This window comes from Sphaerotilus uruguayifluvii, from assembly GCF_013294065.1.
GTDB classification, from domain to species: Bacteria; Pseudomonadota; Gammaproteobacteria; order Burkholderiales; family Burkholderiaceae_C; genus Sphaerotilus; species Sphaerotilus uruguayifluvii.
The window spans coordinates 96,876-121,519 of sequence record NZ_JABSNM010000009.1 but is presented as its reverse complement, the minus strand read 5'-3'; the positions used below and the strand labels follow the sequence as shown (position 1 = coordinate 121,519).

The 24,644-nt window shown below is 69.7% G+C and carries 26 protein-coding genes and 1 pseudogene; 5 read left to right on the top strand and 22 right to left on the bottom strand.

All coding sequences use genetic code 11. The features are described from left to right. Window positions 1–85 precede the first annotated feature (85 nt). Both HNQ01_RS11820 and HNQ01_RS11815 read right to left on the bottom strand, forming a co-directional pair. Window positions 86–1,891 carry a hybrid sensor histidine kinase/response regulator gene (locus tag HNQ01_RS11820; RefSeq protein ID WP_173805635.1) on the bottom strand — a complete coding sequence of 602 codons (1,806 nt, stop codon included), beginning with the start codon at window positions 1,889–1,891 and terminating at the stop codon, window positions 86–88. A 25-nt stretch (window positions 1,892–1,916) separates the two neighbouring features. Continuing rightward, window positions 1,917–2,636: a response regulator transcription factor gene (locus tag HNQ01_RS11815; RefSeq protein WP_173805634.1), complete on the bottom strand. Its 720-nt coding sequence runs from the start codon at window positions 2,634–2,636 to the stop codon at window positions 1,917–1,919. Window positions 2,637–2,934: 298 nt separating this feature from the next. On the opposite strand from HNQ01_RS11815, the gene HNQ01_RS11810 reads away from it, so the two are divergent. Next, on the top strand, window positions 2,935–3,882 hold the full coding sequence (locus HNQ01_RS11810) for a DMT family transporter (RefSeq protein WP_173805633.1): 948 nt from the start codon (window positions 2,935–2,937) through the stop codon (window positions 3,880–3,882). Between the two features lie 9 nt (window positions 3,883–3,891). Here the strand turns inward: HNQ01_RS11810 and HNQ01_RS11805 are convergent, their stop codons facing one another. The 8 genes and pseudogenes from HNQ01_RS11805 to HNQ01_RS11770 all read right to left on the bottom strand — a co-directional run bounded on the left by HNQ01_RS11805 (window position 3,892) and on the right by HNQ01_RS11770 (window position 10,496). Beyond that, entirely contained in the window at window positions 3,892–4,818 is a 927-nt protein-coding gene (locus HNQ01_RS11805) for a DMT family transporter (RefSeq protein WP_173805632.1), read from the bottom strand. 49 nt (window positions 4,819–4,867) lie between these two features. Continuing rightward, window positions 4,868–5,227, bottom strand: coding sequence for a hypothetical protein (locus tag HNQ01_RS11800; RefSeq protein WP_173805631.1), 360 nt, complete (start codon window positions 5,225–5,227; stop codon window positions 4,868–4,870). A 122-nt stretch (window positions 5,228–5,349) separates the two neighbouring features. Next, window positions 5,350–5,925: a GTP-binding protein gene (locus HNQ01_RS11795; RefSeq protein WP_173805630.1), complete on the bottom strand. Its 576-nt coding sequence runs from the start codon at window positions 5,923–5,925 to the stop codon at window positions 5,350–5,352. Window positions 5,926–5,947: 22 nt separating this feature from the next. Next, window positions 5,948–6,826 (bottom strand): hypothetical protein, encoded by an 879-nt coding sequence (locus HNQ01_RS11790; protein WP_173805629.1) that lies wholly within the window; start codon window positions 6,824–6,826, stop codon window positions 5,948–5,950. A 342-nt stretch (window positions 6,827–7,168) separates the two neighbouring features. Then, window positions 7,169–7,444 (bottom strand): annotated as a pseudogene (locus HNQ01_RS11785) (transposase); the annotation flags it as partial. A 62-nt stretch (window positions 7,445–7,506) separates the two neighbouring features. Next, window positions 7,507–9,183, bottom strand: a complete 1,677-nt coding sequence (gene leuA, locus HNQ01_RS11780) for a 2-isopropylmalate synthase (protein WP_173805628.1) — start codon at window positions 9,181–9,183, stop codon at window positions 7,507–7,509. A gap of 287 nt (window positions 9,184–9,470) precedes the next feature. Next, window positions 9,471–10,112 (bottom strand): FMN-dependent NADH-azoreductase, encoded by a 642-nt coding sequence (locus tag HNQ01_RS11775; RefSeq protein WP_173805627.1) that lies wholly within the window; start codon window positions 10,110–10,112, stop codon window positions 9,471–9,473. A 27-nt stretch (window positions 10,113–10,139) separates the two neighbouring features. Next, a complete protein-coding gene (locus HNQ01_RS11770) occupies window positions 10,140–10,496 on the bottom strand; it encodes a DUF4437 domain-containing protein (RefSeq protein ID WP_217427512.1) in 357 nt (118 codons plus the stop codon). Window positions 10,497–10,728: 232 nt separating this feature from the next. On the opposite strand from HNQ01_RS11770, the gene HNQ01_RS11765 reads away from it, so the two are divergent. Beyond that, window positions 10,729–11,622, top strand: a complete 894-nt coding sequence (locus HNQ01_RS11765; protein ID WP_217427523.1) for a LysR family transcriptional regulator — start codon at window positions 10,729–10,731, stop codon at window positions 11,620–11,622. A gap of 72 nt (window positions 11,623–11,694) precedes the next feature. On the opposite strand, the gene HNQ01_RS11760 is transcribed toward HNQ01_RS11765, so the two are convergent. The 6 genes from HNQ01_RS11760 to HNQ01_RS11735 form a co-directional block, all read right to left on the bottom strand. After that, window positions 11,695–12,372 (bottom strand): anti-sigma factor family protein, encoded by a 678-nt coding sequence (locus HNQ01_RS11760; RefSeq protein ID WP_173805624.1) that lies wholly within the window; start codon window positions 12,370–12,372, stop codon window positions 11,695–11,697. A 9-nt stretch (window positions 12,373–12,381) separates the two neighbouring features. Next, entirely contained in the window at window positions 12,382–12,927 is a 546-nt protein-coding gene (locus HNQ01_RS11755) for a sigma-70 family RNA polymerase sigma factor (RefSeq protein WP_173805623.1), read from the bottom strand. Continuing rightward, window positions 12,924–13,346: a cupredoxin domain-containing protein gene (locus HNQ01_RS11750; protein WP_173805622.1), complete on the bottom strand. Its 423-nt coding sequence runs from the start codon at window positions 13,344–13,346 to the stop codon at window positions 12,924–12,926. Before HNQ01_RS11750 ends, HNQ01_RS11755 begins: the two co-directional genes overlap by 4 nt. Further along, window positions 13,343–14,257 carry a metallophosphoesterase family protein gene (locus tag HNQ01_RS11745; RefSeq protein WP_434801501.1) on the bottom strand — a complete coding sequence of 305 codons (915 nt, stop codon included), beginning with the start codon at window positions 14,255–14,257 and terminating at the stop codon, window positions 13,343–13,345. The genes HNQ01_RS11750 and HNQ01_RS11745 overlap by 4 nt, the downstream gene beginning before the upstream one ends. Window positions 14,258–14,319: 62 nt before the next feature. Further along, the gene (locus HNQ01_RS11740; protein ID WP_434801500.1) at window positions 14,320–14,733 is read right to left on the bottom strand and encodes a c-type cytochrome; all 414 of its coding nucleotides are present in this window, start codon (window positions 14,731–14,733) and stop codon (window positions 14,320–14,322) included. 89 nt (window positions 14,734–14,822) lie between these two features. Next, window positions 14,823–15,458, bottom strand: coding sequence for an FMN-dependent NADH-azoreductase (locus HNQ01_RS11735; RefSeq protein ID WP_173805621.1), 636 nt, complete (start codon window positions 15,456–15,458; stop codon window positions 14,823–14,825). 148 nt (window positions 15,459–15,606) lie between these two features. On the opposite strand from HNQ01_RS11735, the gene HNQ01_RS11730 reads away from it, so the two are divergent. After that, window positions 15,607–16,590: a LysR family transcriptional regulator gene (locus HNQ01_RS11730; protein WP_217427511.1), complete on the top strand. Its 984-nt coding sequence runs from the start codon at window positions 15,607–15,609 to the stop codon at window positions 16,588–16,590. Between the two features lie 30 nt (window positions 16,591–16,620). On the opposite strand, the gene HNQ01_RS11725 is transcribed toward HNQ01_RS11730, so the two are convergent. From HNQ01_RS11725 to pmbA, 5 genes are all read right to left on the bottom strand, one after another. Then, window positions 16,621–17,277: a peroxiredoxin-like family protein gene (locus tag HNQ01_RS11725; RefSeq protein WP_173805620.1), complete on the bottom strand. Its 657-nt coding sequence runs from the start codon at window positions 17,275–17,277 to the stop codon at window positions 16,621–16,623. Window positions 17,278–17,435: 158 nt separating this feature from the next. After that, window positions 17,436–18,518 (bottom strand): TRAP transporter substrate-binding protein, encoded by a 1,083-nt coding sequence (locus tag HNQ01_RS11720; RefSeq protein WP_173805619.1) that lies wholly within the window; start codon window positions 18,516–18,518, stop codon window positions 17,436–17,438. Window positions 18,519–18,626: 108 nt separating this feature from the next. Further along, window positions 18,627–19,709: a TRAP transporter substrate-binding protein gene (locus HNQ01_RS11715; protein WP_173805618.1), complete on the bottom strand. Its 1,083-nt coding sequence runs from the start codon at window positions 19,707–19,709 to the stop codon at window positions 18,627–18,629. Window positions 19,710–19,853: 144 nt separating this feature from the next. Beyond that, window positions 19,854–20,276, bottom strand: a complete 423-nt coding sequence (locus tag HNQ01_RS11710; protein ID WP_173805617.1) for an ion channel — start codon at window positions 20,274–20,276, stop codon at window positions 19,854–19,856. Between the two features lie 28 nt (window positions 20,277–20,304). Further along, the gene (gene pmbA / locus HNQ01_RS11705; RefSeq protein WP_173805616.1) at window positions 20,305–21,738 is read right to left on the bottom strand and encodes a metalloprotease PmbA; all 1,434 of its coding nucleotides are present in this window, start codon (window positions 21,736–21,738) and stop codon (window positions 20,305–20,307) included. A gap of 95 nt (window positions 21,739–21,833) precedes the next feature. Here pmbA and yjgA point away from each other — a divergent pair, with 95 nt between their 5' ends. Together yjgA and mog are read left to right on the top strand one after the other, a co-directional pair. Further along, window positions 21,834–22,475, top strand: a complete 642-nt coding sequence (yjgA, locus tag HNQ01_RS11700; protein ID WP_173805615.1) for a ribosome biogenesis factor YjgA — start codon at window positions 21,834–21,836, stop codon at window positions 22,473–22,475. Then, on the top strand, window positions 22,468–23,082 hold the full coding sequence (gene mog, locus HNQ01_RS11695) for a molybdopterin adenylyltransferase (RefSeq protein WP_173805614.1): 615 nt from the start codon (window positions 22,468–22,470) through the stop codon (window positions 23,080–23,082). The genes yjgA and mog overlap by 8 nt, the downstream gene beginning before the upstream one ends. On the opposite strand, the gene HNQ01_RS11690 is transcribed toward mog, so the two are convergent. Then, window positions 23,070–24,635, bottom strand: a complete 1,566-nt coding sequence (locus HNQ01_RS11690) for a right-handed parallel beta-helix repeat-containing protein (protein WP_173805613.1) — start codon at window positions 24,633–24,635, stop codon at window positions 23,070–23,072. The genes mog and HNQ01_RS11690 overlap by 13 nt on opposite strands. Between the last annotated feature and the right edge of the window lie 9 nt (window positions 24,636–24,644).

Genomic DNA, 24,644 nt, shown 5'->3' with positions numbered 1-24,644 from the left:
GCAGCCAGTCTAGGCAGAGCCGGTGCCGCAAAAATCTGCCGAAAGTCACTTCGGCCCGCCCGGAGCCGGCGAGCCCGTGCGGCGCTCAGCGCGTCATCTGCCGCAGCGCCGCCATCAGCCGCCGCGGCTGCAGCGGCTTGAACAGCAGCACCATGCCGGCCTCGCCGACGCGGCGCATCTCGTCGGCGGTGGTGTCGCCGGTGATGACCAGCGCCGGCACCGGCAGGCCGCAGATCCGGCGCACGCTCTCGACCGCGTCGAGACCGTCCTCGCCGTCGGCCAGATGCAGGTCCGACAGGATCAGGTCGATCGCGCCGCCGCTCTCGCGCGCGAGCTGCATCGCCTCGCCGATGCCGGCGGCCGCATGCACCTCGTAGCCCCATTCCGACAGCACCGCGCCCAGGCCCTCGCGGATCGCCTCGTCGTCGTCGATGACCAGGATCGAGCGCGCCTCGAAGACCGGCAGCGGCACGGTGTCGGCTGCGGCGGTGGCGCGCTCGAGCTCGTCGAGATCGCCGGTGGCGATGCCGATGCGGAACATCGTGCCCCGCCCCGGGCAGGACGCCACGGTCAGCGTGTGCCCCATCAGCCGCACCAGCCGGCGCACGATCGCCAGGCCCAGGCCCAGGCCGCGCTGGCGGCGCCGCGCGCCCTCGCGGACCTGGTAGAACTCGTCGAAGATGCGCGGCAGCTCCTCGGGCGCGATGCCGCTGCCGGTGTCCCAGACCTCGATGTTCGTGTGGGTGCGGGTGCTGCGCGCGACCACCACCACGCCGCCCTCGCGGGTGTGGCGCAGCGCGTTCTGCACCAGGTTGCCCAGCACCCGCTCGAGCAGCTGCGGGTCGCTGCGCACCGACTTGCCGCCCGGCGAGAAGCGCAGGCCCAGCCCCGCCGCCTCGGCCAGCCCGGCGAAATGCAGATGCAGCCGGCGAAAGACGTCGCGCAGCGCGAAATGCTGCAGGTTGACCTCCATCGAGCCGGCCTCGAGCCGCGAGATGTCGAGCATCGCGCCGAAGGACTGGTCCAGCGCCTCGATCGAGCGGACCATGTTGCGCACGATGAACTCCTCCGGCGCCCCCTGCAGCCGGCGCTCCAGCGACGAGACGAACAGGCCGAGCGCATGCATCGGCTGGCGCAGGTCGTGGCTGGCGGTGGCGACGAAGCGGTGCGCGTCATGCTGCGCGCGCACCGCCGCGTCGCGCTCGCGGGCCAGCGCCGCGCCGAGATCGTCGGCATCGAGCCGCGCGCGCATCGCGCGCAGCCAGACCGCCGCGACCTGGCGACGCAGCCACAGCGCCAGCATCGCCGCGGCCGCCAGCGACAGCGCCAGCCGGTACTCGCCGCGCACCGCGCACACCAGCGCGCAGGTGGCCGCGCCCAGCGCCGCGGCGCTGCCCAGCACCGGCCGCGCCGCCCAGACCGAGGCGGCATACAGGCACACCAGCACCAGCACGACCACCGCCTCGAGCTCGACCCGCCCGGCCGAGAGCAGGTCGGCGACCAGCACCGCCGAGGGCGTCAGCAGCGCCGGCATCATCAGCCGCTGCCAGCGCCGGCGTCGATGGCGCAGGTCCTCGCGCCGAGGCATCTCGTCCGTGGTCAGGCGCAGCCCGCGCTGGCCCAGCGCGCACAGCAGCAGCCAGCCCAGCGACAGCGCCGCGCACAGCAGCACCGCGCCGCGCTGCTGCAGCGCCCCGAGCCAGACCGCGCTGACCACCTGCGCCATCGCCAGCACCAGCAGCACGCCCGGAGCACGCTCGAAGGCGTCGGCAAAGGCGGCGTCGTCGAGCCGGCGCTGCACCGAGCGGCGCTCGGAGCGCTGCTGCGCCGGATCGTCGCCGCCGCTCCCCTCGCCGGGACCGACGACGACCAGACGCGCGACCCGGGCCATCACCGCGGCCGATCCGGGCGGCCGCTCAGCGGAACAGGCTGATCAGGTGCGAGCGCGAGCGCACGTCCAGCGCCAGCAGCAGCGAGGACACGTAGTTCTTGACCGTGCCCAGCGACAGCGCGGTCGAGCTGCTGATCTCCTGGTTGGTGCAGCCCGACAGCACCAGTTCGAGCACCTCGAGGTGGCGCGGCCCGAGCTCGGCGATCCGGTCGTACATCGACGAGCCCGGCAGCCGCGGAAACAGCCGGTCCGGCAGCCGCGGCACGCCCAGGCTGCGCTCCGGCGGCGGCAGCAGCTCGGCCAGCGCCGCCTGCAGCTCCTGCGCCGAGCCGGTCTTGCGGATGTAGCCCTGCGCGCCCAGCGCCCGGGCCTGGCGGATGACGAACTCGTCGACCGTGCCGCTGAAGACCACCACCCGCGCCTGCGGATGCGCCTGCATGAACAGCCGCAGGCCCTGCAGGCCCTTGCAGTCGCTCAGGTTGAGGTCGAGCAGCACCGCGTCGAAGGGCCCCTCGCGGCGGTGGATCTCGATGCCGTCCTGCAGCGTGCCGGCCTCGTGCCACTCGACCGGCCGGCCGTGCAGGCAGGCGCACATCGTGCGCACGCCGACGCGGATGAACTCGTAGTCGTCGATCAGCAGCAGCCGGGGCCCGGCCTGCTCGACGGGCAGGACGCCCTGCGCCGTGCCTGCCGGTGCCACTCGCCTCCCGAGCGCCGGCGTGTCGACCCGTTCCATGGTGTTCATGCGGGATCCTTGTCTGTGGTCTGGAAGTGACTGCATGCACATCCCGCGGCGCCGGCGGTCGAGACAGGCTCGGCCGGTGCGCCACGCGTTCCAGGCGGACTGTGCAGGACCGATGATTCCGCGACATCATCCAGTCAGATGAAAAGTGAGTCTGCACGCCCCGCCGAGACGGCATTTTTTCACATTAGTCCGGCAGGGGCGTTGTGAATCGGAGTCGGCCTGCCGGCGTGGAACCGAATCCGCACGACCGTTCGATTCCACGGTTAGGATGCGGGGCCCGACGCTGGAGCCCCGCCTCATGACCGCCCTGTCCCCCCGTCTCGTGCTGATGCTGACGCTGCCGCCGCTGCTGTGGGCCGGCAACGCGGTGGTGGGCCGGATGACGGTGCCGCATGTGCCGCCGCTGCTGCTCAACGCGATCCGCTGGGCGCTGGTGCTGCTGGTGCTGCTGGTGATCGGCCGGCGAGCCGTCGCCACGCCGCAGGCGCGGGCCGACATCGCCGCGCGCTGGCGCCATCTGGCGCTGGTCGGGCTGCTGGGCGTGGGCGCGTACAACGCGCTGCAGTACGTGGCGCTGACCACCTCGACGCCGATCAACGTCACGCTGATCGCCGCGAGCATGCCGCTGTGGATGCTGCTGATCGGCGCGATCTTCTTCGCCGAGCGGCCGCGGCGCGGCCAGATGATCGGCGCGGCGCTGTCGCTCGCCGGCGTGGCGGTAGTGCTCGGCCGGGGCGATCCGCGATCGCTGGCGCAGGTCCACTTCGTCCAGGGCGATCTCTTCATGCTGGCCGCGGCCGCGAGCTGGTCGGGCTACAGCTGGCTGCTGGTGCGCCCGCCCGCGTCGATGCGCGGCGAGGCGCGGCCGCGCGTCACGGGCGAGGATGGCCGGCCACGGACCTGGGAATGGCACGAGTTCCTGCTGGTGCAGACGCTCTTCGGCCTGGTCTGGGCCGGCAGCGCGGCCGGCGTGGAGGCGCTGGCCTGGCCGCGCCAGCCCGAGTGGTCGCTGGCGGTGTTCGCCGCGATCGCCTACATCGTCGTCGGCCCGTCGCTGGTGGCCTACGGGCTGTGGGGCCGGGCGGTGGCCGCGGTGGGGCCGACGACCGCCGGCCTGTTCGTCAACCTGACGCCGCTGTTCGCCGCGCTGCTGTCGACCGCGCTGCTCGGCGAGGCGCCGCACCTGTACCACGCGGCGGCCTTCGTGCTGATCGTCGCCGGCATCGTGGTGTCGTCGAAGCGCTGAAGCGCAGCGTCAGCGCCAGCGCGCCAGCAGCGCCACGCCCGCCAGCACCAGCCCCGTGCCGGCGACGATCCAGGGCGTCATCGGCTCGCCTAGAATGAAGATGCCCATCAGGATGGTGCTCATCGGCCCGACCAGGCCGGTCTGCGCCGCCAGCGCCGCGCCCAGCCGCTCGATGCCCATCATCACCAGGATGACCGGCGCGAAGGTGCAGGCGGTGGCGTTGAGCAGCGACAGCCACAGCACCGGCGCCGGCACCGTCAGCACCGACGCCACCGGGCGCAGCAGAAGGAACTGGCCGATGCACAGCAGGCAGGCCACGGTGGTCGCCAGCCCGGTCAGCCGCAGCGAGCCCAGGCGCTGCACCTCCTGGCCGCTCTGCACCAGATAGACCGCATAGCTCAGCGCGCTGCCGAAGACCAGCAGCGCGCCCAGCCCGACGTTCGGACCCAGGTCGCTCAGCTCGTGGCCGAAGACCAGCATCACGCCGCCATAGCTGACCGCCAGCGCCAGCAGCTGCCGGGCGCTGACCTTGCGGCCGTGCAGCAGCACGCCCAGCAGCAGCACCAGCGTCGGGTTGAGATAGAGGATCAGGCGCTCGAGGCTGGCGCTGATGTAGGCCAGGCCGAGAAAGTCGAGGAAGCTGGCAAGGTAGTAGCCCGAGAAGCCCAGGCCGAGCACCGCGCCCCAGTCGCGCCGGGTCAGCGCCGGCCGCCCCCGCCCCGACCACCAGGCCAGCGCGAGGAACAGCGGCAGCGCGAACAGCATGCGCAGCATCAGCACCGTCACCGCGTCGACGCCGTGACGGTAGGCCAGCTTGACGATGATCGCCTTGCCGGAGAAGGCGATCGACCCGATCAGCGCGAAGGCCAGACCGGGCCACAGGGCGGGACGACCGGAGACGGGCGCCACCGCCACGGGCCGTGAGAGAGGATTCATCGGCGCGGATTCTAGAACCCGCGCAGGGCCCCTGCGTCCAGGGCGTGCCTCAGAACTGCAGGTCGCGGTCGACGTCCGTGGCCTTGCGGCGGGCAAGCGCCAGATTCGAGCGGCCCTTGTCCAGAACGAAGTAGAAGAACATGCCTTCTTGGCGCGAGCACGGACGGATGATGTGGTACTGCTTGCCCAGCGTGATCAGGATGTCGTCGATGCGATCGTCCAGACCGAGCTGCTTCATCGTGCGCAGCTTGGCACGCATCACTTCGGTGTTGCCGGCGGCGGCGATTTCCAGGTCGACGCCGGAGCCGGTCGATCCGAGCATCATGCCGCTCTCCGAGTCGACGAGGGCGGCGCACATCGCGCCGTCGACGGTCATCAGCTGCTCCAGGCTCTGCTTGATGTTGGCCATGTTGAGTTTCCTTCCGTGGTCAGTGTGGAATTGTTGAGGACAAGGATCAGGTCGGGCGGTCATGGGCGGCGAGGCAGCCCGCGACCTCGAATGGAAATTTCTCCTGCGCTGGCGGGCGCTGCTCATCCGCCGCGGCGGGTCCGGCGCAGGCCCGGCAGCCCCAGCCCGGCGCGGTTGCGGGCCTCGACCTGCGCCAGCACGCAGTCGAGCAGCATCAGCACCTGGTCACGCTCACGCACATCGACCGGCAGCACCGGGAACACCCGCCCCCGCCGCACCAGCTCGTCGACGAAGAACTGCAGGCTTGGCGTGGCGTGGGACTCGGTCCGGCCAATGCCGATGACACAGGCGGTGTGCTCGAGCTGCTCGGCAAAGGCATCGAGGTAGAGCCGCAGGTCGGCCAGTGGATCCGGCCGGCTGTTGTCGACCAGAATCACCAGGCCCATGGCCTTGTGGGCGAGGATGGGCCAGAGAAAATCGAATCGAACCTGCCCAGGCGTGCCGAACAGACGCACGCGCACCAGGTCGGCGATCACCACCTCGCCGTAGTCCATGCCGACGGTGGTGCGCTCCTTCGCCAGAGAGGGATCGCGGTTGGGCACGTCGGTGACCACGGGCGGCGTGTCGCTGATCGCGCCGATGGCCGTGGTCTTGCCGGCGCCAGGCGTGCCCGTGAAGACGATCTTGCAGTCGCGCATCAGACTGGACCGGGACACATGCTCAGGAATTGCCGATGCCCAGACGGCGACGGATCAGACCGAACAGGCTCCCTGGCACAGGCTCCGGAGCAGCCTCCGTCGCGGCAGGCGTCCCAGCATCGGCCCGATCAGCACCCGCAGGCTCCGGCGGCAGCACCTCGAGCAGTTCGGCGCGATGCATCGCCTCCAGGAAGGCATCGACCTCGACCGCCGGCAGGCCCGACAGAGCCAGCAGATCGTCGCGCTCGAGCGCAGTGGACGCGATCTGGCTGGCCAGCCGTTGATGGCCGCGCCGCCCCTGCAACTGGACCGGATCGGGCCAGCGTCGCAGTCGCACACGAGCGCCGGGCGCCAAATCGAGCGGAGGACGGGCCGCAACGCGAGCACCGGCCGGCGACTCGGTCGCCGGCTCGACCGTCGCGGCCGGTGCGCGCTCGGAAACAGGACTCGGTGTCGCCACCGGCTTCGGCGCAGACGCAGACGCAGACGCAGACGCAGGCTCAAGCGAAAGAGTCGGTGCAGCAGCAGGTGCCGGGCGCCGTGATTCCAGCGTCGAGATCAGTTCCGGCTCGATCTGCCGCAGGAACGCGGCGAAATCCTCGAACTGCAACGGCCGCGACAGCACGGGCGGTGGCGATGCAGCGGCCTCGGCGGCATCGGCAGCGACCGACAGCCGCACCAGACCCGGCAGGTGCAAGGCTTCCTGACCTGGCGGCGGCGCCGCCGCCACTGGCGCGACCAGCAGGTCGACCGGCCCGTCCTCGCCGGAAACCCACTCGGCCTGCATCCGGCCACGCAACAGATTCAGGAAGAGCTTCAGCGCGCCCGCATCGGCATCACGCAACTGCCATGCGCGCACGAAGAGGCGAGGACGAGAGGATGACTGCGAGAAATCCGTCATGAAATCAGGATCGGGAACGAGCGTCGATCTTGCCCGACAAGCGTGAATGCTGTTCGAAGACGGCACCCGGGATTGTGATAATGCGTTTCCAGTCTTCCAGCTCAGGGAAACGCCTCGACGAGTCTAGCCAGACTCTTGGCTCGTCAAACGCCTCTTCGGCGTGACTTTGATCACGCTCTCTCAAACAAGGGAACGATCAGAAAACAGGCCCATTCCGCAAATGAAAAAGCCGCCAGAGAGGATACCCAGGCGGCCAGGGCCGTTCACTGCTCCTTGACGCCCGCATAGTTGAGCACGAAGGTCAAGGCAAAGAGCGTTGCGGTAGAGGGCCTGAGAGCGTGTTCACGATCTCCGGAGAAGCAAGGCCAGGAAGGCGAGATGGACGAACTGCAGGCTGGTGTTGAGCCAACGCTCGCAGTTCTTCCTCAGGCGCCGGTTCTTCTCCAGCCACGCGAAGCTGCGCTCGACGATCCAGCGCTGGGGCATGACCGCAAAGGTGTGCAGTTCGCTGCGCCGGGCCACCTCCACCGTCACCTGCTCGCCCAGGATCTCGCGCACGCCGCGCTCGAACGGCCGGCCCGTGTAGCCGCCATCGATCAGCACGACGCCAACCTGATTTTTCAAAGCCCGCTCCAGCGCGCTCACGCCGTGGAACTCGCTCACCGGCTGCAGCCGGTTCATCAGCTGACCTGTTCCCAGCGCGCGGCTGCACTCAGTACCGCCAGCACGCCGGCCGTGGCGATGTCGGCATGCCGACCGACGCCAAATCGGGTGCCGGGCTGGTCCCGACAGGCCATCTCGACGATGGCCCATGCGGAGGCGTCGGCGCCTGAGCTTGCGGAGCGTTCCTCGAAGTGGTCGATGCGCAGATGGCGGTCGAGGGCCTGTACGGTGGCGTCCACCGGGCCGGTGCCGGTGCCGTGCAGCGTGGTGCGGATGCCCCGGTGCGTCAGGTCCAGCTCGACGCGCACGGCGGCTCCTGCTCCCTCTGCATTGATGGCATGGCAGCGGTGGCCGTGGCAGGTCAGCGCCCCGCCCTCGGCGGTCGGGGCCAGATAGGTGGCGGCGAACAAGGTCCAGAGCCTGTCGACATCGACCTCGGCCTCGCTGGTGTCGGCATGGGCCTGCACCACGGCACTGAACTCGACCTGCATGCGCCGGGGCATCACCAGCCCGAAATGCCGCTCCATCAGGTAGGCGATGCCGCCCTTGCCGGACTGGCTGTTGACGCGGATGACATTGTCGAACGTGCGGCCGATGTCGGCCGGATCGATCGGCAGATAGGGCACCTCCCAGAAACCGCCTTCGCTTCGTGCCGCCAGCCCCTTGCGGATGGCGTCCTGGTGCGAGCCGGAGAAGGCCGTGTGCACCAGATCGCCGGCATAGGGATGGCGTGGATGCACCGGCAGTGCGGTGCAGGCCTCGACGGTGCGCGCCACCGCGCCGAGGTCGGAGAAGTCCAGCCCCGGCGCGACGCCCTGGGTGTACAGGTTGAGCGCCAGCGTCACCAGATCGACGTTGCCGCTGCGTTCGCCGTTGCCGAACAGGCAGCCCTCGACGCGCTGTGCACCGGCCATCAGGGCCAGTTCGGCGCAGGCCACGCCGGTGCCCCGGTCGTTGTGCGGATGCACCGACAAGATGACGTGCTCGCGCTGCGGCAGATGCCGGTCCATCCATTCGATCTGGTCGGCGAACACGTTGGGCGTCGCGACCTCGACCGTGGTCGGCAGGTTCAGGATGATCGGCCGGCCCGGCCCGGCGCCCCAGGCCTGCATCGCGGTGGTGCAGGCGCGCAGCGACACCTCCAGCTCGGTCATGCAGAAGGTCTCGGGCGAGTACTGCAGCACCCACTCGGTGTCGGGGCAGGCGTCGGTGAGCCGACGCAGGCAGCGCACCTGCCGCTCGACCAGCGCCATGACCTCGTCCTCGCTCAGGCGGAACACCGTGCGGCGCCACAACGGCGCGGTGGCGTTGTAGACATGCACGATGGCACGGCGGGCACCGCGCAGGGCCTCGACGGTGCGCACGATCAGGTCCTCGCGGGCCTGCGTCATGACCATCAGCGTCACGTCGTCAGGCACGCGGCCGGACTCGATCAGGTGGCGCACGATGTCGAAGTCGGTCTGCGAGGCAGCCGGAAAGCCCACCTCGATCTCCTTCAGGCCGACCTGCACCAGCAGGTCGAACAGCCGCAGCTTGCGCTCGGCATTCATCGGCTCGAACAGCGCCTGATTGCCGTCGCGCAGGTCGGTGGACAGCCACACCGGCGCGCGCTCGATGGTGCGCGACGGCCACTGCCGGTCAGGCAAGGCGATGGCAGGAAAGGGGCGGTACTTGGAAGACGGGTTCTTCAGCATGGGATCGGCTCGGTCGGATTCGGTCGGGATCAGACGCGACACGTCCCTGCCGTGGCTTCGGGATGCCGAAGCCGACACGGATCAGGGACGCGAGCACTCCCCTGCCGCACGTCAGTGCGGGTGGGCTGCCGGGATCAGGGGGAGTTTCAGCGACCCGCGAACGGGGGCGCAGCGCGCACGAGCAGATCCCGGCCCAGGGTCAGACCTAGGTTCAGGGATAGCGTGCGGCGCGGGGACATTCCTTGAATGTAGAGGGCGGTCAGCGGGACTGTCAATGCCAAGCCGGATCAGCCTCCCCCATGGCACCGGCGCTGACCGGCCTGGGCCGCCGCCGCCCGCGCCGCCGCCATGACCCCGGCGGGGTCGGGTGTGCGCAGGTTGGGCTGCAGCCGCACGCTCACGCGGTCCTCGATGCCGATGAAGCGCAGCCAGTCGTCGAAGTAGCTCGAATGGAAGTCGGCGCCGAACTCGCGCGGCAGCCCCGGGGCGTACACGCCGCTGGCGTAGATGGCCGTGGATCGCTTGCCGCCGAGCAGACCACTGTAACCCTTGTCCGGGTCGAAGCCGAACAGCAGGCCAGGCTGGGTCAGCAGGTCGATGTAGAGCTTGAGCCGGTAGGGAATGCCGGCGTTCCACATCGGCACCGTGAACAGATAGTCGTCGGCGGCCTTGAAGCGCGCGGCGATCTCGACGATCTCGTCCCAGGCCGTGCGCTGCCTGTCGTTCATCGCCGCGTCGCCGAAGAAGCTCATCTTGGCGGCGGCACGGTCACCATCGAACTCCGGCAGCGGCGCCTGCCAGAGTTCGAGCACGTCGATGCGGGCCTGCGGGTGGGTGCGCTGGTAGCTGTCGAGGAAGGCCTGCGCCACCTGCGCGGTCTTGGAGCGTTCGCCACGCGGCGAACCCTGAACGTAGAGGAGTGTCTTCATGGGGAAATTCACCTTCGGTGGAATCGGTCAGTGCGCCATCGACTCGACGACGTAGTCGAACTTGCCGCCCTGGCTGATGAAGAACAGGCATTCGTTGGGCGACAAGCACTTGGTCACGTGCGTCTCCCCGCCCTTCTGGAACCAGTAGGAGCCGGCCGGCAGCGGCACGTCGGTGCTGCCGGGCGTGCCGTTGGCGGCCACGCCCGAGATGACGACGCCCCAGTAGTCGCCGGAGTGGATGTGCGCGTGGCTGACGAAGCCCGCCGGCATGCGGATGAAGGTGCCGTGCGGGCCCTTGCCGAGATCGCCATAGGCCGGGCTGGCGAGCAGTTCCTTGCCGCTGGCGTCCTTGACACCGGTGCCGCCGTACTGAAGTTGAGTCACGGGCTTGCTGACCGAGGGCTGGTGGCCTTGCGCTCGGGCCGCGCCACAGGCCACGCCCAGTGCGAGAGCAGCAAGGGCAAAGGTGCGGAAGTTCATGGATGCTCCAAGATCGGGGAAGAAAGAAAGATCTGCGCAGTGCAGGCATACTGCCGGCCGCATCGCCGGTCGATAAGCCGTCCGGCGCGTACATCACCGTTGCGAAATCCGAGAAGGCGTGGACAAACTCGATTCGATGCAGGCCTTCGTGGCCGTCGCCCGCGCAGGTGGATTCAGTGCCGCAGCGCGCGAACTCGGCCTGCCGACCCCCACGGTGAGCCGACGCGTGGCGGAGCTCGAAGCCGCGCTGGGTGTGCGCCTGTTCGAGCGCACCACGCGCCAGGTCGTGCTGACGGATGCAGCGCAGCCCTACTTCAGCACCTGCCAGCGCCTGCTCGACGATCTGCGCGAGGCCGATGCCGTGGTCACCGGGGAGCACCGCGTGCCCAAGGGCGAGCTGAGCATCACGGCGCCGATCGGCTTCGGACGCCAGCACCTGCAGCCCGTGGCACTGGACTTCCTGCGCGAGTACCCGCGGGTCGATCTGCGGCTGCAGCTGGTGGATCGCGTCGTCAACCTGCTGGACGAGCACATCGACGTGGCCGTGCGCATCAGCGCGCTGCCGGACAGCAGCCTGGTGGCGCGCACGCTGGGCGAGATCCGCATGGTGATCCTGGCCTCTCCCGACTATCTCGGGCGCTGCGGCACGCCGGCCCACCCGCGTGATCTGGCAGCGCACGCCTGCATCGCCTGGACCAGCCTGGGGCCGTTCAAGTCCTGGCTGTGCCGCGACGCCGGCGTGGAGGCCATGTTCCCGATCGGCGTGCGTCTTGCCACCACCATGCCCGAATCGGCGGTGGATGCGGCCGTGGCGGGCCTGGGTCTGGTGCAGGTCGCGTCGTATCAGGCCGAGGCGGCCGTGCGTGCAGGGCAGCTGGTGCCGGTGCTGCGCGAGTTCGAGGCGGCACCCACGCCCGTCAACCTGGTTCACCCGAGCAACCGGCTGGTTCCGCAGAAGCTGCGGGCCTTCCTGGACTGGGCCGGGCCGCGACTCAGCAAGCGGCTTCGGGCTGTGGCAGAGGTGCTCTAGATCTGGAAGAAGAAGGCGCCCGGACCGCCTCGACAGCGAACGGGACAGGGCGCCCCGTCCGATCCATCGGCGTCAGGTGGCGCCGAGAGCGGCACGCCACGCCGCCTCGAACTGCTGCAGGCGTGCGGCATCCGCATCGCTGACGAGCCAGACCTGGAACGCTCCCGCGCTCCAGCGGCGCAGGTTGAAGCCGCGCCGCTGCCAGTGCTGCGCCGCCTGCACCGACCCGGCAGGGCGCACATAGACGTTCAGCACATGCTCGCGGTAGGTGTAGACCAGCACGGCCACCTGAGCACCCTCCAGCGGCTCCAGCCGGCCACCAGCCAGATGGAAACCGCCAGCCGACAGGTCGGGCACCGGCGGGGCGTAGTCGATGCGGCCCTGGAACCAGGGCTTCACGGTGTGGCGATCGCTCGATGCGACCTGGATCAGCATCCCGGGCTGCAGCGAGCGCACGTGGTCGGTCACTAGCGCGTCGGGCAGCCGGGTGTCTGACAGCCAGGGCGGCAGCAGCGTCAGGCTGGCCCAGCTCAGCACCGCGCCGGCCAGCATGCCGGCCAGCACAGGGCGCCATGCCGGCATCCGGCCGGCTCCCGCCCTCGACCCAGCGCCGGTCGGTGGTTGCCCGGACAGCGGCTGCTGCGCCGCGTGCAGCGCGATGCGGGTCTGCACGGCGGCGCGCAGCCGGTCATCGGCGCGGTGGCGGGTGGCCTGCTGGCGGATCAGCGCGGAGAGTTCGTCATCGTCCATCGTCGTTCATCATGATCGTCCGGCCTGGCCGGTCGGCGACAGCCGCATTTTCAGTTGCGCCCGGGCACGCGACAGGCGCGACATCACCGTGCCGATCGGAATGCCGACCACCTGCGCGATCTCGGCGTAGTCCAGCTCCTCCAGCTCGCGCAGCACCAGCACCTCGCGCAGCGGCGGGCTGAGCGCACGTATCGCCGCATCGACGCGCCCGCGCCCCTGCGACTGCTCGACCAGCAGGGCCGGATCCTGCCCCGCCAGCCCGGCCGACCATTGCAGCACCTCCAGATGATCGTCCTCCAGCCCGTTCTGCTCGCGGCCGTCGCGACGCTGCTCCAGATGCGTGAAGCAGGTTTTGCGCACGATGCCCAGGAACCAGGCCCGCGCCTCCCCGCCCCGCAGCGCGTGGAAATAGCGCAGCGCCCGCAGCACGGCTTCCTGCACGGCGTACTCGGCCTGGGCCTCGTCGCGCAGCAACCAGCGCGCCAGGTTGTAGCCGGCGTCCAGCCACGGCACGATGGCCGCCTCGAAGGCGGAGGTCGTGCCGCCGGCCGTCATGCGCGCACGACGAGTCGGCCGTGCATCTCCTCGTGCCCGTCGCCGCAGAAGTTGTCGCAGACGAAGTCGATCACGCCCGGCCGCTGCGCCGGGATCTCGACGCGGGTGATGCGCCCCGGCACCAGATCGGCCCGCAGCCCGAGCACCGGAAAATTCATGCCGTGCACGAAGTCGAGCGAGCGCACCAGCAGCACCACCGGCTCGCCAGCCTTCAGCACGATCTCGTTGGGCAGGTACTCGAAGCGGCGCGCGGTGACCTCGACCTCGCGCACCGGCCCGGCTGCTGCTGCGGGCTGTGCCAGCGCGGAGCGCATCGATCCACCCAGCGCCAGCAGGCCGCCAGCCGAACCGGCCGAGGCCAGCGCCAGCCGCAGCCACCGGCGCCTTGACGATGTGCGGCTCATGGATGTGCGGCTCATGCGCGCACCACCGGGTGTTCGTCGAGCGCGAGCTGCAGCCCCTGTCCGCGCGCATTCACGCTGCGCCAGCCCAGGCCGCGATACGGCATGCCGGCATCCCACGCCAGCGGCGCGCGCTTGTCCTGCGACAGCGGGGCCGGCAGCGGGAAGATCAGCGAGCGGGCCGCGTGATGGGCGATGTGCGCCGTCATCTGGTGATGCTCCTGGTGGATGTGGCCGTAGAACACCGTGACGTGCCGGAACGGCATCAGCAGCGCGATGGCGCGGGCGCCGTCGCGGGTGGCCCAGTCCCAGGTCGGCGCCAGATCGAACAGCGGCCGGTGCGTCAGCACCACCAGCGGCGCCGTGCGATCCAGCGTCGCCAGATGCGCGGCCAGCCAGCCGAGCTGCTCGTCGCCCAGGCGCGCGCCGGGGTCGGAGACATTGTCGAGCACCACGAACTGCACGCCGCGATGCGCGAAGGTGTAGTGCGTCTCGCCGAAGAACTCGCGGAACGCCGCACCCCGGTCCAGCGAGGCATCGTGCTCGCCCGGCATGAAGCGCAGATCGCGCACCTTCAGGTCGGCGACGATCGACTTGAACTCCGCCATGCGGCGCCGGCGCTCGGCCGGATCGTCGGTGGTGTGGGTCAGGTCGCCGGTGAAGACGATGAAGTCCGGCGCCACCGGCAGCGCATTGACCGCCGCCACCGCCTTGCGCAGCGTGCCCTGCGCGTCCGGATTGGCCGCGCCCTGGTAGCCCCAGTGCGTGTCGGACAGCTGCACGAAGCAGAAATCACCCTGCATCGCCCCGTCCTGCATCGCTGCGCCGGCCGCCGCGCAGCCGCTCAACCCCGAGGCGAACACCACCCCGCCACCCAGCGCCGCCAGGTGCAGGAAGTGCCGCCGCCCGATGTCCCGATCCATGTCCATGCCTTCGCTCCTTTGTCAGGGAACCGATCGTCCCGTCATGCCATACCGGCGGACGGTGCGGTTTATTCCTTGCGGAGCGACTGACGAGGTGCGAGCGACTTCAGATAGGCGATCAGATCAGCCCGTTCGGCCGCATCGGGCACGTTCACGCCCATGCGCTGCCCGGGCAGCAGCCGCTCCGGATCGGCCAGCCAGCGATCCAGGCTGGCATCGTCCCAGGTGAGCGTTGCCGCCTTCAGCGCTGGCGAGTAGTCGTAGCCTGGGGCCTTGCCGGCGCCGCGTCCGAACACGCCCCGGTGCAGCGGCCCGACGCCGTGGTAGTCGGGCGCGTGGCAGGCGCTGCAGCGGCCCTGATAAAGCAGGCGGCCACGCTCGACATCGCCTGCTGCAGCCTGCGCCGCTCCGAGCATCAGCAGCCCTCCGGCAACCCCGAATCCGACCCGGCACATCAGGCCGGCACCATGCCTCATCCGCATCATCAGCTCCTCGTTCAGACAGACAACCGATGCACGGAGATACCGGCCAAGCGGGTGGATTATTCCCTCGGCCCCTGATGCGACGGCCGTCAGTCCTGCCGGCTGAACAGGGCCAGCATCTGCTGCCGGGCCGAGGCCCGGTCTGCCTGCGCCGTTTCAGGCTGGGTGGACGTGCCTTCGACGCTCAGCACGTCGATCTGACCGATGCCCAGGAAACCCAGCAGCTGCGTCAGATAGGGCCTGAGGTGATCCATCGCCATCAGCCGACCCGGATCCTGATAGCCCTCCGCGCCATAAGCCAGTGCCAGGACGGCGCGGGGCCGGGTCACCAGTCCTGTGAACTGGTGCCCGTCGAACGAGAACGTGTACCCGATGCGCACGACCTGATCGATCCACGCCTTCAGCGCCGACGGGATCGAGAAGTTGTAGATCGGCGCCGAGATCAGCAGCGTGTGCGCCGACTTCAGCTCGTCGATCAGGGTATCCGACAAGGCGGTGGCCTCGCGCAGGGCGGATGTCATCGCGTCGGGCGCCGTGTAGAAGCCCTGGATGGTGGCATCTTCGAGATGTGGCAGGGCCTGCAGCGCCAGATCGCGGCGCAGGACGGTGCCGGACGGGTGGGCCTGGCGCCACGCCTGCTCGACCTCGTCAGCCAGCTGACGGCTCGTGGAGTCTTGCAGACGGGCGCTCGAATCGATGCGCACAAGCAGCGGAGTATGGGTCATGTCGCAGTCCTTTGAATGGCAGCCCGAGGGCCGGTGGAAGAGATCGCACCGACCAAATGGGGCGATCACGGCGGCAAGACTAGGGATACCTCCCGGCTTGATACAGTCGCTCCCCGACACGGCTGCCATGCCGGAACGACATGAATGCATGGACCTGAACGATCTGGAATTGCTGATACATGAATGCATGGACCTGAACGATCTGGAATTGCTGATGAGCGTGGCACGGCTAGGCAGCTTCGCGGCCGCCGCCCGCGAGCGCAACGTGGACCCCTCGTCGGTCTCTCGCGTGGTGGCGGGACTGGAAGCGGAATTCGGCGTGCGCCTGTTCCAGCGCAGCACCCGCCAGCTGGTGCTCACCGAGGCCGGTGCCGATTACACCCAGCGACTGGGCCCGCTGCTGGAGGAAATGCACCAGGCGCGCCTGGCCCTGGTCGATGCCGGTGAGCAGGTGCGCGGCAAGCTGCGCGTGAGCGTCTCCAACACCTTCGGGCTGCGCCGGGTGGCGCCCTTCCTGCCGGCGTTCTGCGCCCGTCATCCGCGGCTGGATGTCGAGCTGATGCTCACCGATGCGATGGTGGACCTGGTGGCCGACCGTGTCGATGTGGCCGTGCGGCTGGGCGCTCTGAAGGATTCCAGTCTGGTGGCGGTGCCGCTGATGCCGGTGCAGTACCGCGTCGTGGCCAGTCCGGGCTGGCTGCGGGCGCAGTCGTCGGCACCGCAGTCGCCGGCCGATCTGGCGCAGGTGGAATGCGTGAGCTTTGCCCTGCCCGGCTTCCGTGACCGCTGGCTGTTCAGGCCTTCCGACGGCGGGGGCAGCATGCAGGTGCCCATCCGTGCACGCGTCCAGACCAGCAACGGGCTGGCCCTGCGCGAATTCGTCCTGGCCGGGATGGGCCCGGCACTGCTGCCGCACTGGCTGATCGACGAGGACCTGCTGGCCGGGAACCTGCTGAACCTGTTTCCCGATCACGAGGTGGGCGTCACCGATGCGCCCGCCGGGGCCTGGCTGGTCTATCCCAGCCGCAGCCATGTGCCAGCCAAGGTGAGGCTGTTCATCGACTTCTTGAAGGACGCCGTGGCCAGCTGCCCTCGCCCGGCGGACTGCAGGAGCGGTGATCGCACCGCATAGCGCGGTACGCACCCCATGCCAGTCGGCGGCTCAGGCCTGTGTGTCGCGGACGGCCTGCACGACGACCTGCGGCTCGACCCGATGGCGGAACTCCGGATCGAAGAAGGCCAGACGGATCGAACGATCCGGTGCGATCACAAAGGTGGCAGGGACGGGCAGATCCCAGCTGGCATCGCCGTTGAACCTGGGCAAATCCACCTGGAAGACTTCCAGCGAGATCCGGCGCACCTCGCCTTCCAGCGGGAACACGATGCCGAACTGCCGGGCCACGGTATTGCCGAGATCGGTCAGCACCGGGAACGACAGGCCTTCGCGCTCGACCAGCGGCAGGCTGTGGTCGGGCAGTTCGGGCGAGATCGCCACCAGACTGGCCCCCAGCGCCTGCAACTCGGGCAGCACCCTCTGCAGACTGCGCAGTTCCATGTTGCAGAACGGGCACCAGGCACCGCGGTAGAAGCTCAGCACCACCGGGCCACGCGCCAGCAGGTCGGCCAGCCTCACCGGACGACCGTGCGCATCGGGCAGTTCGAACAGCGGCACGAGATCGCCGACCTGCAGCACGTCCGGGAAACGCCCCGCCGACTGCAGATCCTGGGCGTAAAAGCGTTCGACGGGGGCAAGCACCTCGGCCGGCACCTGAGTACGCACGTGGGCCATGAAATCGTCGAGTTCCTGTTGCAGGCTCATGTCGCATCCTTCTCCGGGTCGGGTTTGAGGGAGGAGGAAGGAAAGTGGTGTCCGACCCGTGGCGACCAGTGTGTGATCGCCGCCGAGCGAGTCACAGGGGTGCCAGCGCATGGCACCCGTGCGGAACCTGCATCACCCGACAGGCGATAAGCGCCAGATCAGAGCTTCTGCGCCTGCATGAAGTCGTCGAAGCCGGCCTCGGCGAAGCGGAACCACAGATTCTGCTCGGCGCGGAACTTCGAGTAGTCCGCGTAGACCTTCTTCCAGTTCGGATTCTTCTCCGACAGCTCGCCGTAGAGCTCCATCGATTCCTTGAAGGCCGCTTCCATCACGTCCTTCGGGAAGCGGAACAGCTTGGTGCCGCCGGCGACCAGCTGCTTGAGCGCCGCCGGGTTCTTCGCGTCGTACTTGGCCTGCATGTCCACATGCGCGTAGGCCGCGGCGGCCTCGACGATCGCCTTGTACTCGGCGCTCAGCGCGCCGTAGGCCTTGCTGTTGACGAAGAAGTCCAGCTGCGGACCGCCTTCCCACCAGCCCGGGTAGGCGTAGTTGGGCGCCACCTTGTTGAAGCCCAGCTTCTGGTCGTCGTACGGGCCGATCCACTCGGCCGCGTCGATCGTGCCCTTCTCCAGCGACTGGTAGATCTCGCCGCCGGGAATGTTCTGCGGCACGCCGCCCAGGCGCTCGACCACCTTGCCGGCGAAGCCGCCGACGCGGAACTTCAGGCCCTTCATGTCGGCCAGCGACTGGATCGGCTTGCGGTACCAGCCGCCCATCTGCGCGCCGGTGTTGCCGCCGGGGAAGCTGACGATGTTGTACTGCGCGTAGAACTCGCGCATCAGCTTCAGGCCGTTGCCCTCCATCATCCACGCCGTCATCTGGCGGCTGTTGAGGCCGAACGGGATGGCGCAGCCCATCGCGAAGGTCTCGTCCTTGCCGAAGAAGTAGTACGGCGCGGTGTGCGCGATCTCGACGGTGCCGTTCTGCACGCCGTCGACCACGCCGAAGGCCGGCATCAGCTCGCCGCCCGGGTGGGTCGTGATCTGGAACTTGCCGCCCGACATGTCGCTGACCTTCTTCGCGAAGGTCTCGGCCGCACCGAAGATGGTGTCCAGCGACTTCGGGAAGCTCGAGGCCAGGCGCCAGCGGATGCTGGCCTGCGCATGCACGAGGGCCGGGGCGGTGCCGGCGGCCAGGACGCCGGCCAGGCCGGCATGACGAACGAACGAGCGACGTTCCATGAACCTTGTCTCCTGTTTCTCACCCGAAGGCAGGAGACCGATTCTAGGAAGCGCCGCTCGATGTGTCGTGCGGGGATTACCCCAGCGACAATCCACAAGGGATGTGGATCAAAGCTTCTGCGCCTGCATGAAGTCGTCGAAGCCGGCCTCGGCGAAGCGGAACCACAGGTTCTGGTCGGCGCGGAACTTGGCGAAGTCGCTGTAGACCTTCTTCCAGTTCGGGTTCTTCTCCGACAGCTCGCTGTACAGCGCCATCGATTCCTTGAAGGCCGCCTCCATCACGTCCTTCGGGAAGCGGAACAGCTTGGTGCCGCTGGCGACCAGCTGCTTGAGCGCCGCCGGGTTCTTCGCGTCGTACTTGGCCTGCATGTCCACATGCGCATAGGCCGCGGCCGCCTCGACGATCGCCTTGTACTCGGCGCTCAGCGCGTTGTAGGCCTTGGTGTTGATGAACAGGTCGATCTGCGGACCGCCTTCCCACCAAGCCGGGTAGGCGTAGTTCGGCGCCACCTTGTTGAAGCCCAGCTTCTGGTCGTCGTACGGGCCGATCCACTCGGCCGCGTCGATCGTGCCCTTCTCGAGGGCCTGGTAGATCTCGCCGCCGGGAATGTTCTGCGGCACGCCGCCCAGGCGCTCGACCACCTTGCCGGCGAAGCCGCCGACGCGGAACTTCAGGCCCTTGACGTCGGCCAGCGACTGCAGCGGCTTGCGGTACCAGCCGCCCATCTGCGCGCCGGTGTTGCCGCACGGGAAGCTGACGATGTTGTACTGCGCGTAGAACTCGCGCATCAGCTTCAGGCCGTTGCCCTCCATCATCCACGCCGTCATCTGGCGGCTGTTCATGCCGAAGGGCACGGCCGCGCCCAGCGCGAAGGTCTCGTCCTTGCCGAAGAAGTAGTACGGCACGGTGTGCGCGCACTCGACGGTGCCGTTCTGCACGCCGTCGACCACGCCGAAGGCGGGCATCAGCTCGCCGCCCGGGTGGGTCGTGATCTGGAACTTGCCGCCCGACATCTCGCCGACCTTCTTCGCGAAGACCTCGGCGCCGCCGAAGATGGTGTCGAGCGACTTCGGGAAGCTCGAGGCCAGGCGCCAGCGGATGCTGGCCTGCGCATGCACGAGGGCCGGAGCGGCACCCGCTGCCAGGACGCCGGCCAGGCCGGAGTGACGGATGAATGAACGACGTTCCATGCAGAAGGCTCCTGAAGGGATTTCTTTCGAGCGACCGGTACGATCGGGATCGGGACCGATTCTAGGAAGCCCTCCCCCCGGCCAGCCACGAGACTTACCCCTGCGCAGAATTACTTAGGGTCAACGCGCATGGACATGCGCATCTCAGCGGCTCCAGAAACGCTCCATCGCGATGTAGACGAAGGAGGCGGTCCAGCCGATCAGCAGCAGGCCGTTGAGCGCCTCGACGCCGGCCATGAAGCGCACCGGACCCATCGGCGCCAGGTCGCCGAAGCCCAGCGAGGTGTAGGTCTCGGCCGAGAAGTAGATGAAGGTCGCCAGCGGCGAGCCCGGCGCTCCCTGCAGCACGCCGGCCCCGCCCCAGCGCACCAGCGCATGCATCGCCAGCCCGTAGACGAGGATCTCGACCGCATGGGCGACGAAGGCCACCAGCATCACCACCACCAGCCGCGCGCGGTGCGGCAGCGGCAGCCGCGGCAGGCGCCGGTGCAGCTGCCGCAGCGTCTCGTAGTGGATCAGCGTGGTCAGCACGACCAGCGCGATCGAGCAGGCGACGACGGCCAGCACGGCGGCGAGGCGCGTCCGGTCCGCCCGCTCAGTGGCCGGCCACCATCATGCGGTCGAGCAGCACCGAACCGATCGTGCGGCTGCCGGAGGTGTACTCGTCGGCGCCGACGGCGACGATGCCGTGCAGCATGTCGCGCAGGTTGCCGGCGATGGTGATCTCCTCGACCGGATAGGCGATGCGGCCGTTCTCGACCCAGAAGCCGGCGGCGCCGCGCGAGTAGTCGCCGGTGACGTAGTTGACGCCCTGCCCCATCAGCTCGATGACGAACAGGCCGCGGCCGAGCTTGCGGATCATCTCGTCGAGGCTGTCGCCGGCCTGCGTCAGGCGGCTCGACAGGCGCAGGTTCTGCGCGCCGCCGGCGTGGCCGGTGGTCTTCATGCCGAGCTTGCGCGCCGAGTAGCTCGACAGGAAGTAGCCCTGGGTCACGCCGGCCTCGACCACCTGGCGGGCGCGGGTGCGCACGCCCTCGTCGTCGAAGGGCGCGCTGCCCTTGGCCTTCAGGATGTGCGGATCCTCGAGGATGTCGATGTGCTCGGGAAAGACCTGCCGGCCCAGGCTGTCGGCCAGGAAGGTGGTGCGGCGGTAGAGCGCGCCGCCGCTGGTGGCCTGCACGTAGGCGCCGAGCAGGCCGGCGGCCACCGTCGACTCGAACAGCACCGGCACCTCGCCGGTGGCGATCTTGCGGCCCTTCAGGCGCGACAGCGCCCGCTCGGCGGCGTAGCGGCCCACCGCCTCGGGCGAGGCCAGGTCGGCCACGTCGCGCGCCGAGCTGTACCAGGAGTCGCGCTGCATCTGCGCGCCGCGCCCGGCGATCGGCGAGACCGACATCGAGTGGCGCGAGCTGGCATAGCCGCCGCGGAAGCCCCGGCTGTTGCCGGCGAAGAAGTGCGACTGCTGCGCCGACACGCCCGCGCCGTCGGAATTGGTGATGCGCCGGTCCACGCCCATCGCCGCGGCCTCGCAGCGCAGCGCCATCTCGGCGGCGGCCTCGGCCTCGACCTGCCAGGGGTGGAAGAGATCGAGCCGGCACTCGGCCGCCTCGCCCAGCGCGAGGTCCTCGACCTCGGGCAGGCCGGCGGCCGGATCCTCGGCGGTGAAGCGGGCGATGTCGTAGGCGGCCTGCACCGTCTGGCGCAGCGCCTGCGGCGAGAAGTCGGAGGTGCTGGCATTGCCGCGGCGCTGGCCGAGGTAGACGGTCACGCCGACCGCCTTGTCGCGGTTGCGCTCGACGTTCTCGAGCCGGCCCTTGCGCACCGACACCGACAGGCCCGAGCCCTCGGAGACCTCGACGCCGGCATCGCTGGCACCGAGCGACTTCGCGATCTCCAGCGTCTGCTCGACCAGGTCGGCGAACTGCGCCCGGCTGTAGGCGAAGCCGGCCTCGGGCGCCTGGGCGGGCACGGTCGCGGCAGCCGGAGCTGCAGCCTTCGAACGGGACGGACGGCGGGTCTTGGCGGTCATGGACAGGCTGGGCTGGGGGTGGTCGCTCGTATCATAGCCGTCGTCCCCAATGGGGGCAGCCCGACCCGCGCGGTCCCCGAGCCCCCCTCTCACCCATGCACCCGAATTACCACTTCGATCACGACGACGGCGCCGATGACGGCTTCCAGGACGAGGACTTCGCCGGCCGCCCCAGCAAGACGCGGCTGAAGAAGCAGATGCACGACCTGCAGGCCCTGGGCAAGGAGCTCGACGAGATGCCGGCGCACCGCCTGAAGGCGATCGTCGGCATGCCTGAGTCGCTGCTCGACGCGCTGCTCGACCTCAAGCGCACCCGCTCGCACGAGGGCCGCCGGCGCCAGCTGCAGTACATCGGCAAGATCATGCGCGGCATCGACCCGGAGCCGCTGCGCGAGGCGGTGGCCTCCTTCAAGCTGCCCGGCGCCAGGGAAACCCTGGCGCTGCACACCGCCGAGCGCTGGCGCGACCGCCTGATCGCCGAGGACGACGCCTTCACCCAGTGGATGGGCGAGCACCCCGGCACCGACGCGCAGGCGCTGCGCACGCTGATCCGCAACGCGCGCAAGGACCAGGCCACGGCCGAGGCCGCTGCCGCCCAGGGCGCCGAGGCCCCGACCGAGCGCAAGGGCCGCGCCTATCGCGACCTGTTCCAGCAGATCAAGGCCACGCTGGCCGCGGCCGCCGCCGCAGCCGCCCAGGACGACGAAGCCGACGACCAGGAGGACGACGATGAGTGACCCCACCGCCACCGCCCTGCCCCCGCCCGAGCCGCTGCGCATCGGCCTGGTCTCGATCAGCGACCGCGCCAGCAGCGGCGTCTACGAGGACAAGGGGCTGCCGGCGCTGCAGGACTGGATGGCGCGCGCGCTGCACAACCCGGTCACCTGGGTCACCCGGCTGATCCCGGACGAGCAGGACGGCATCAGCGCGACGCTGCGCGAGCTGGTCGACGTCGAGCGCTGCGACCTGGTGCTGACCACCGGCGGCACCGGCCCGTCGCCGCGCGACGTCACGCCCGAGGCCACGCTGGCGGTGGCCGACAAGGTCATGCCGGGCTTCGGCGAGCAGATGCGCCAGATCAGCCTGCGCTTCGTGCCGACGGCGATCCTGTCGCGCCAGGTGGCGGTGATCCGCGGCCGCGCGCTGATCCTGAACCTGCCGGGCCAGCCGAAGTCCATCGCCGAGACGCTGGAGGGCCTGCCGGGCGCGCAGCCGCCCTGCCCGGGCATCTTCGCCGCGGTGCCCTACTGCATCGACCTGATCGGCGGGCCCTACATCGAGACGCGCGAGTCGGTCGTCAGCGCCTTCCGGCCGAAGACCGCGCGCAGGCCTCAGCGCACCTGAGGCGCGCCGAGCAGGCCGCCGGACTGCGCGATCAGCGCGGCCGGATCGGCCGGCATCGCGTCGATCGTCGTCACCCGCTCGACGCCGACCAGCTGGCCGCCGATCGCGCGCCACGGGCTGGCGTCGCGCCAGCCGGCGACGATGCGGTTGTCGGCGCCCAGCGTCACGATGCCGCCGCTGGTCCAGGACGCGCCGATGTCCTGGTCGGTGCGCAGCAGTCGCGCCTGCACCGTCGGCGCGTAGACCACGATGTTGTTCCACGCCTGCACCCGCTCCTCGGTGGTAGAGACCTGGAACAGCGCCGCCTCGGCGCCGGTCAGCTCGACCAGGTTGTCGTGGAAGTACAGCGTGCCCTTGCGGTAGATCGGCTCGCCCCAGAGCGCGCCGGCCCAGCTGCCGTAGTGGTCGCCGCCGTAGTGCACCGCGCTGCCGGTGTCGCCGCGCTTGATGATGACGTTGCCGTGCACGTCGGTCTGGCGGTAGGCAGGCGTGGCCAGCGCGGTCTTCGGGAAGTCCTCCGCCTCGACCAGATCGAGCGCGTGCGCGCCCTCCTCGATGCGGTTGTGCCGCACGATCAGCCCGGCCGAGCGGTCCTTGATCGCGTTGCCCAGCGCGCCCTCGCGCGGCGGGCCGTAGCGGTTGAACTCGATGATCGTGCCGACGCCCTGGGTGTAGGTCGCGTGCTGGCGGTCGCTGCCGGCGATGCCGTGACCGTGGAAATGGTTGCCGACCAGGCGCAGGTCGCGCGTCACCGAGGCCTCGTTGTCGTCGGTCGACTTGCTGAAGACCGCCATCTGGCAGTCGGCGATCTCGTTGTCGGCCAGCGTGATGCTGCGGCCGCGCTCGATCCAGATGCAGGCGCCGAAGGCGTCGTAGCGGTGCTGCGCCCCGGCCGCGTCGGAGAAGCTCAGGTCGGGATGGGCACGCACGATGCGCAGCCCGTCGATCTGGATGTGGGACGGCGCCCGGTTCCAGGCGTCCGGATCGGTCGCCAGCGGCTTGATCAGGATGATCGAGCGCGCCTGGTGGATGTCGCTGTATTCGGCGACGCTGCTGTAGGCGCCGGCCAGCGCGCGGCGGGTGGTCGCGCCGCTGCCGTCGATCGTCGGACGCTCGCCGCGTGCATCGCGCACGCCGCAGATGCGCACCGGCGCGTCGGCCGTGCCCTGCGCCGCCACCAGGAACTTGCCGCGGTACGGCGTCGATGACGGGAAGAGGCGCACCGTGTCGCCGGCCTTCAGGCTCTCCCACGGCACCTCGTCGAGCGAGGCCAGCGACTGCCCCGGCCCGACGCGGAAGTCGATGCCGCGCCCGGAGGGAACGCAGTCGCTGAAAGGCTGCAGCGTGCTGCTGCCGACGGTCTCCTGGATCGTCGTGTCCAGCGCCTGGGCCCGCGGCCCGTCCTGCTCCGCGGCCGAGCTGCCGCCCGAGATGCAGCCGCACAGCGACAGAAGCGAGCCCGCCAGCAGCGCCAGCACGACACCGGTGGCGGCGTGGCGCGGCCGCGCGGGGGCACCACGGCCGTGCCGATCTCCAGGGCGATCCATCTTCATGACGACATC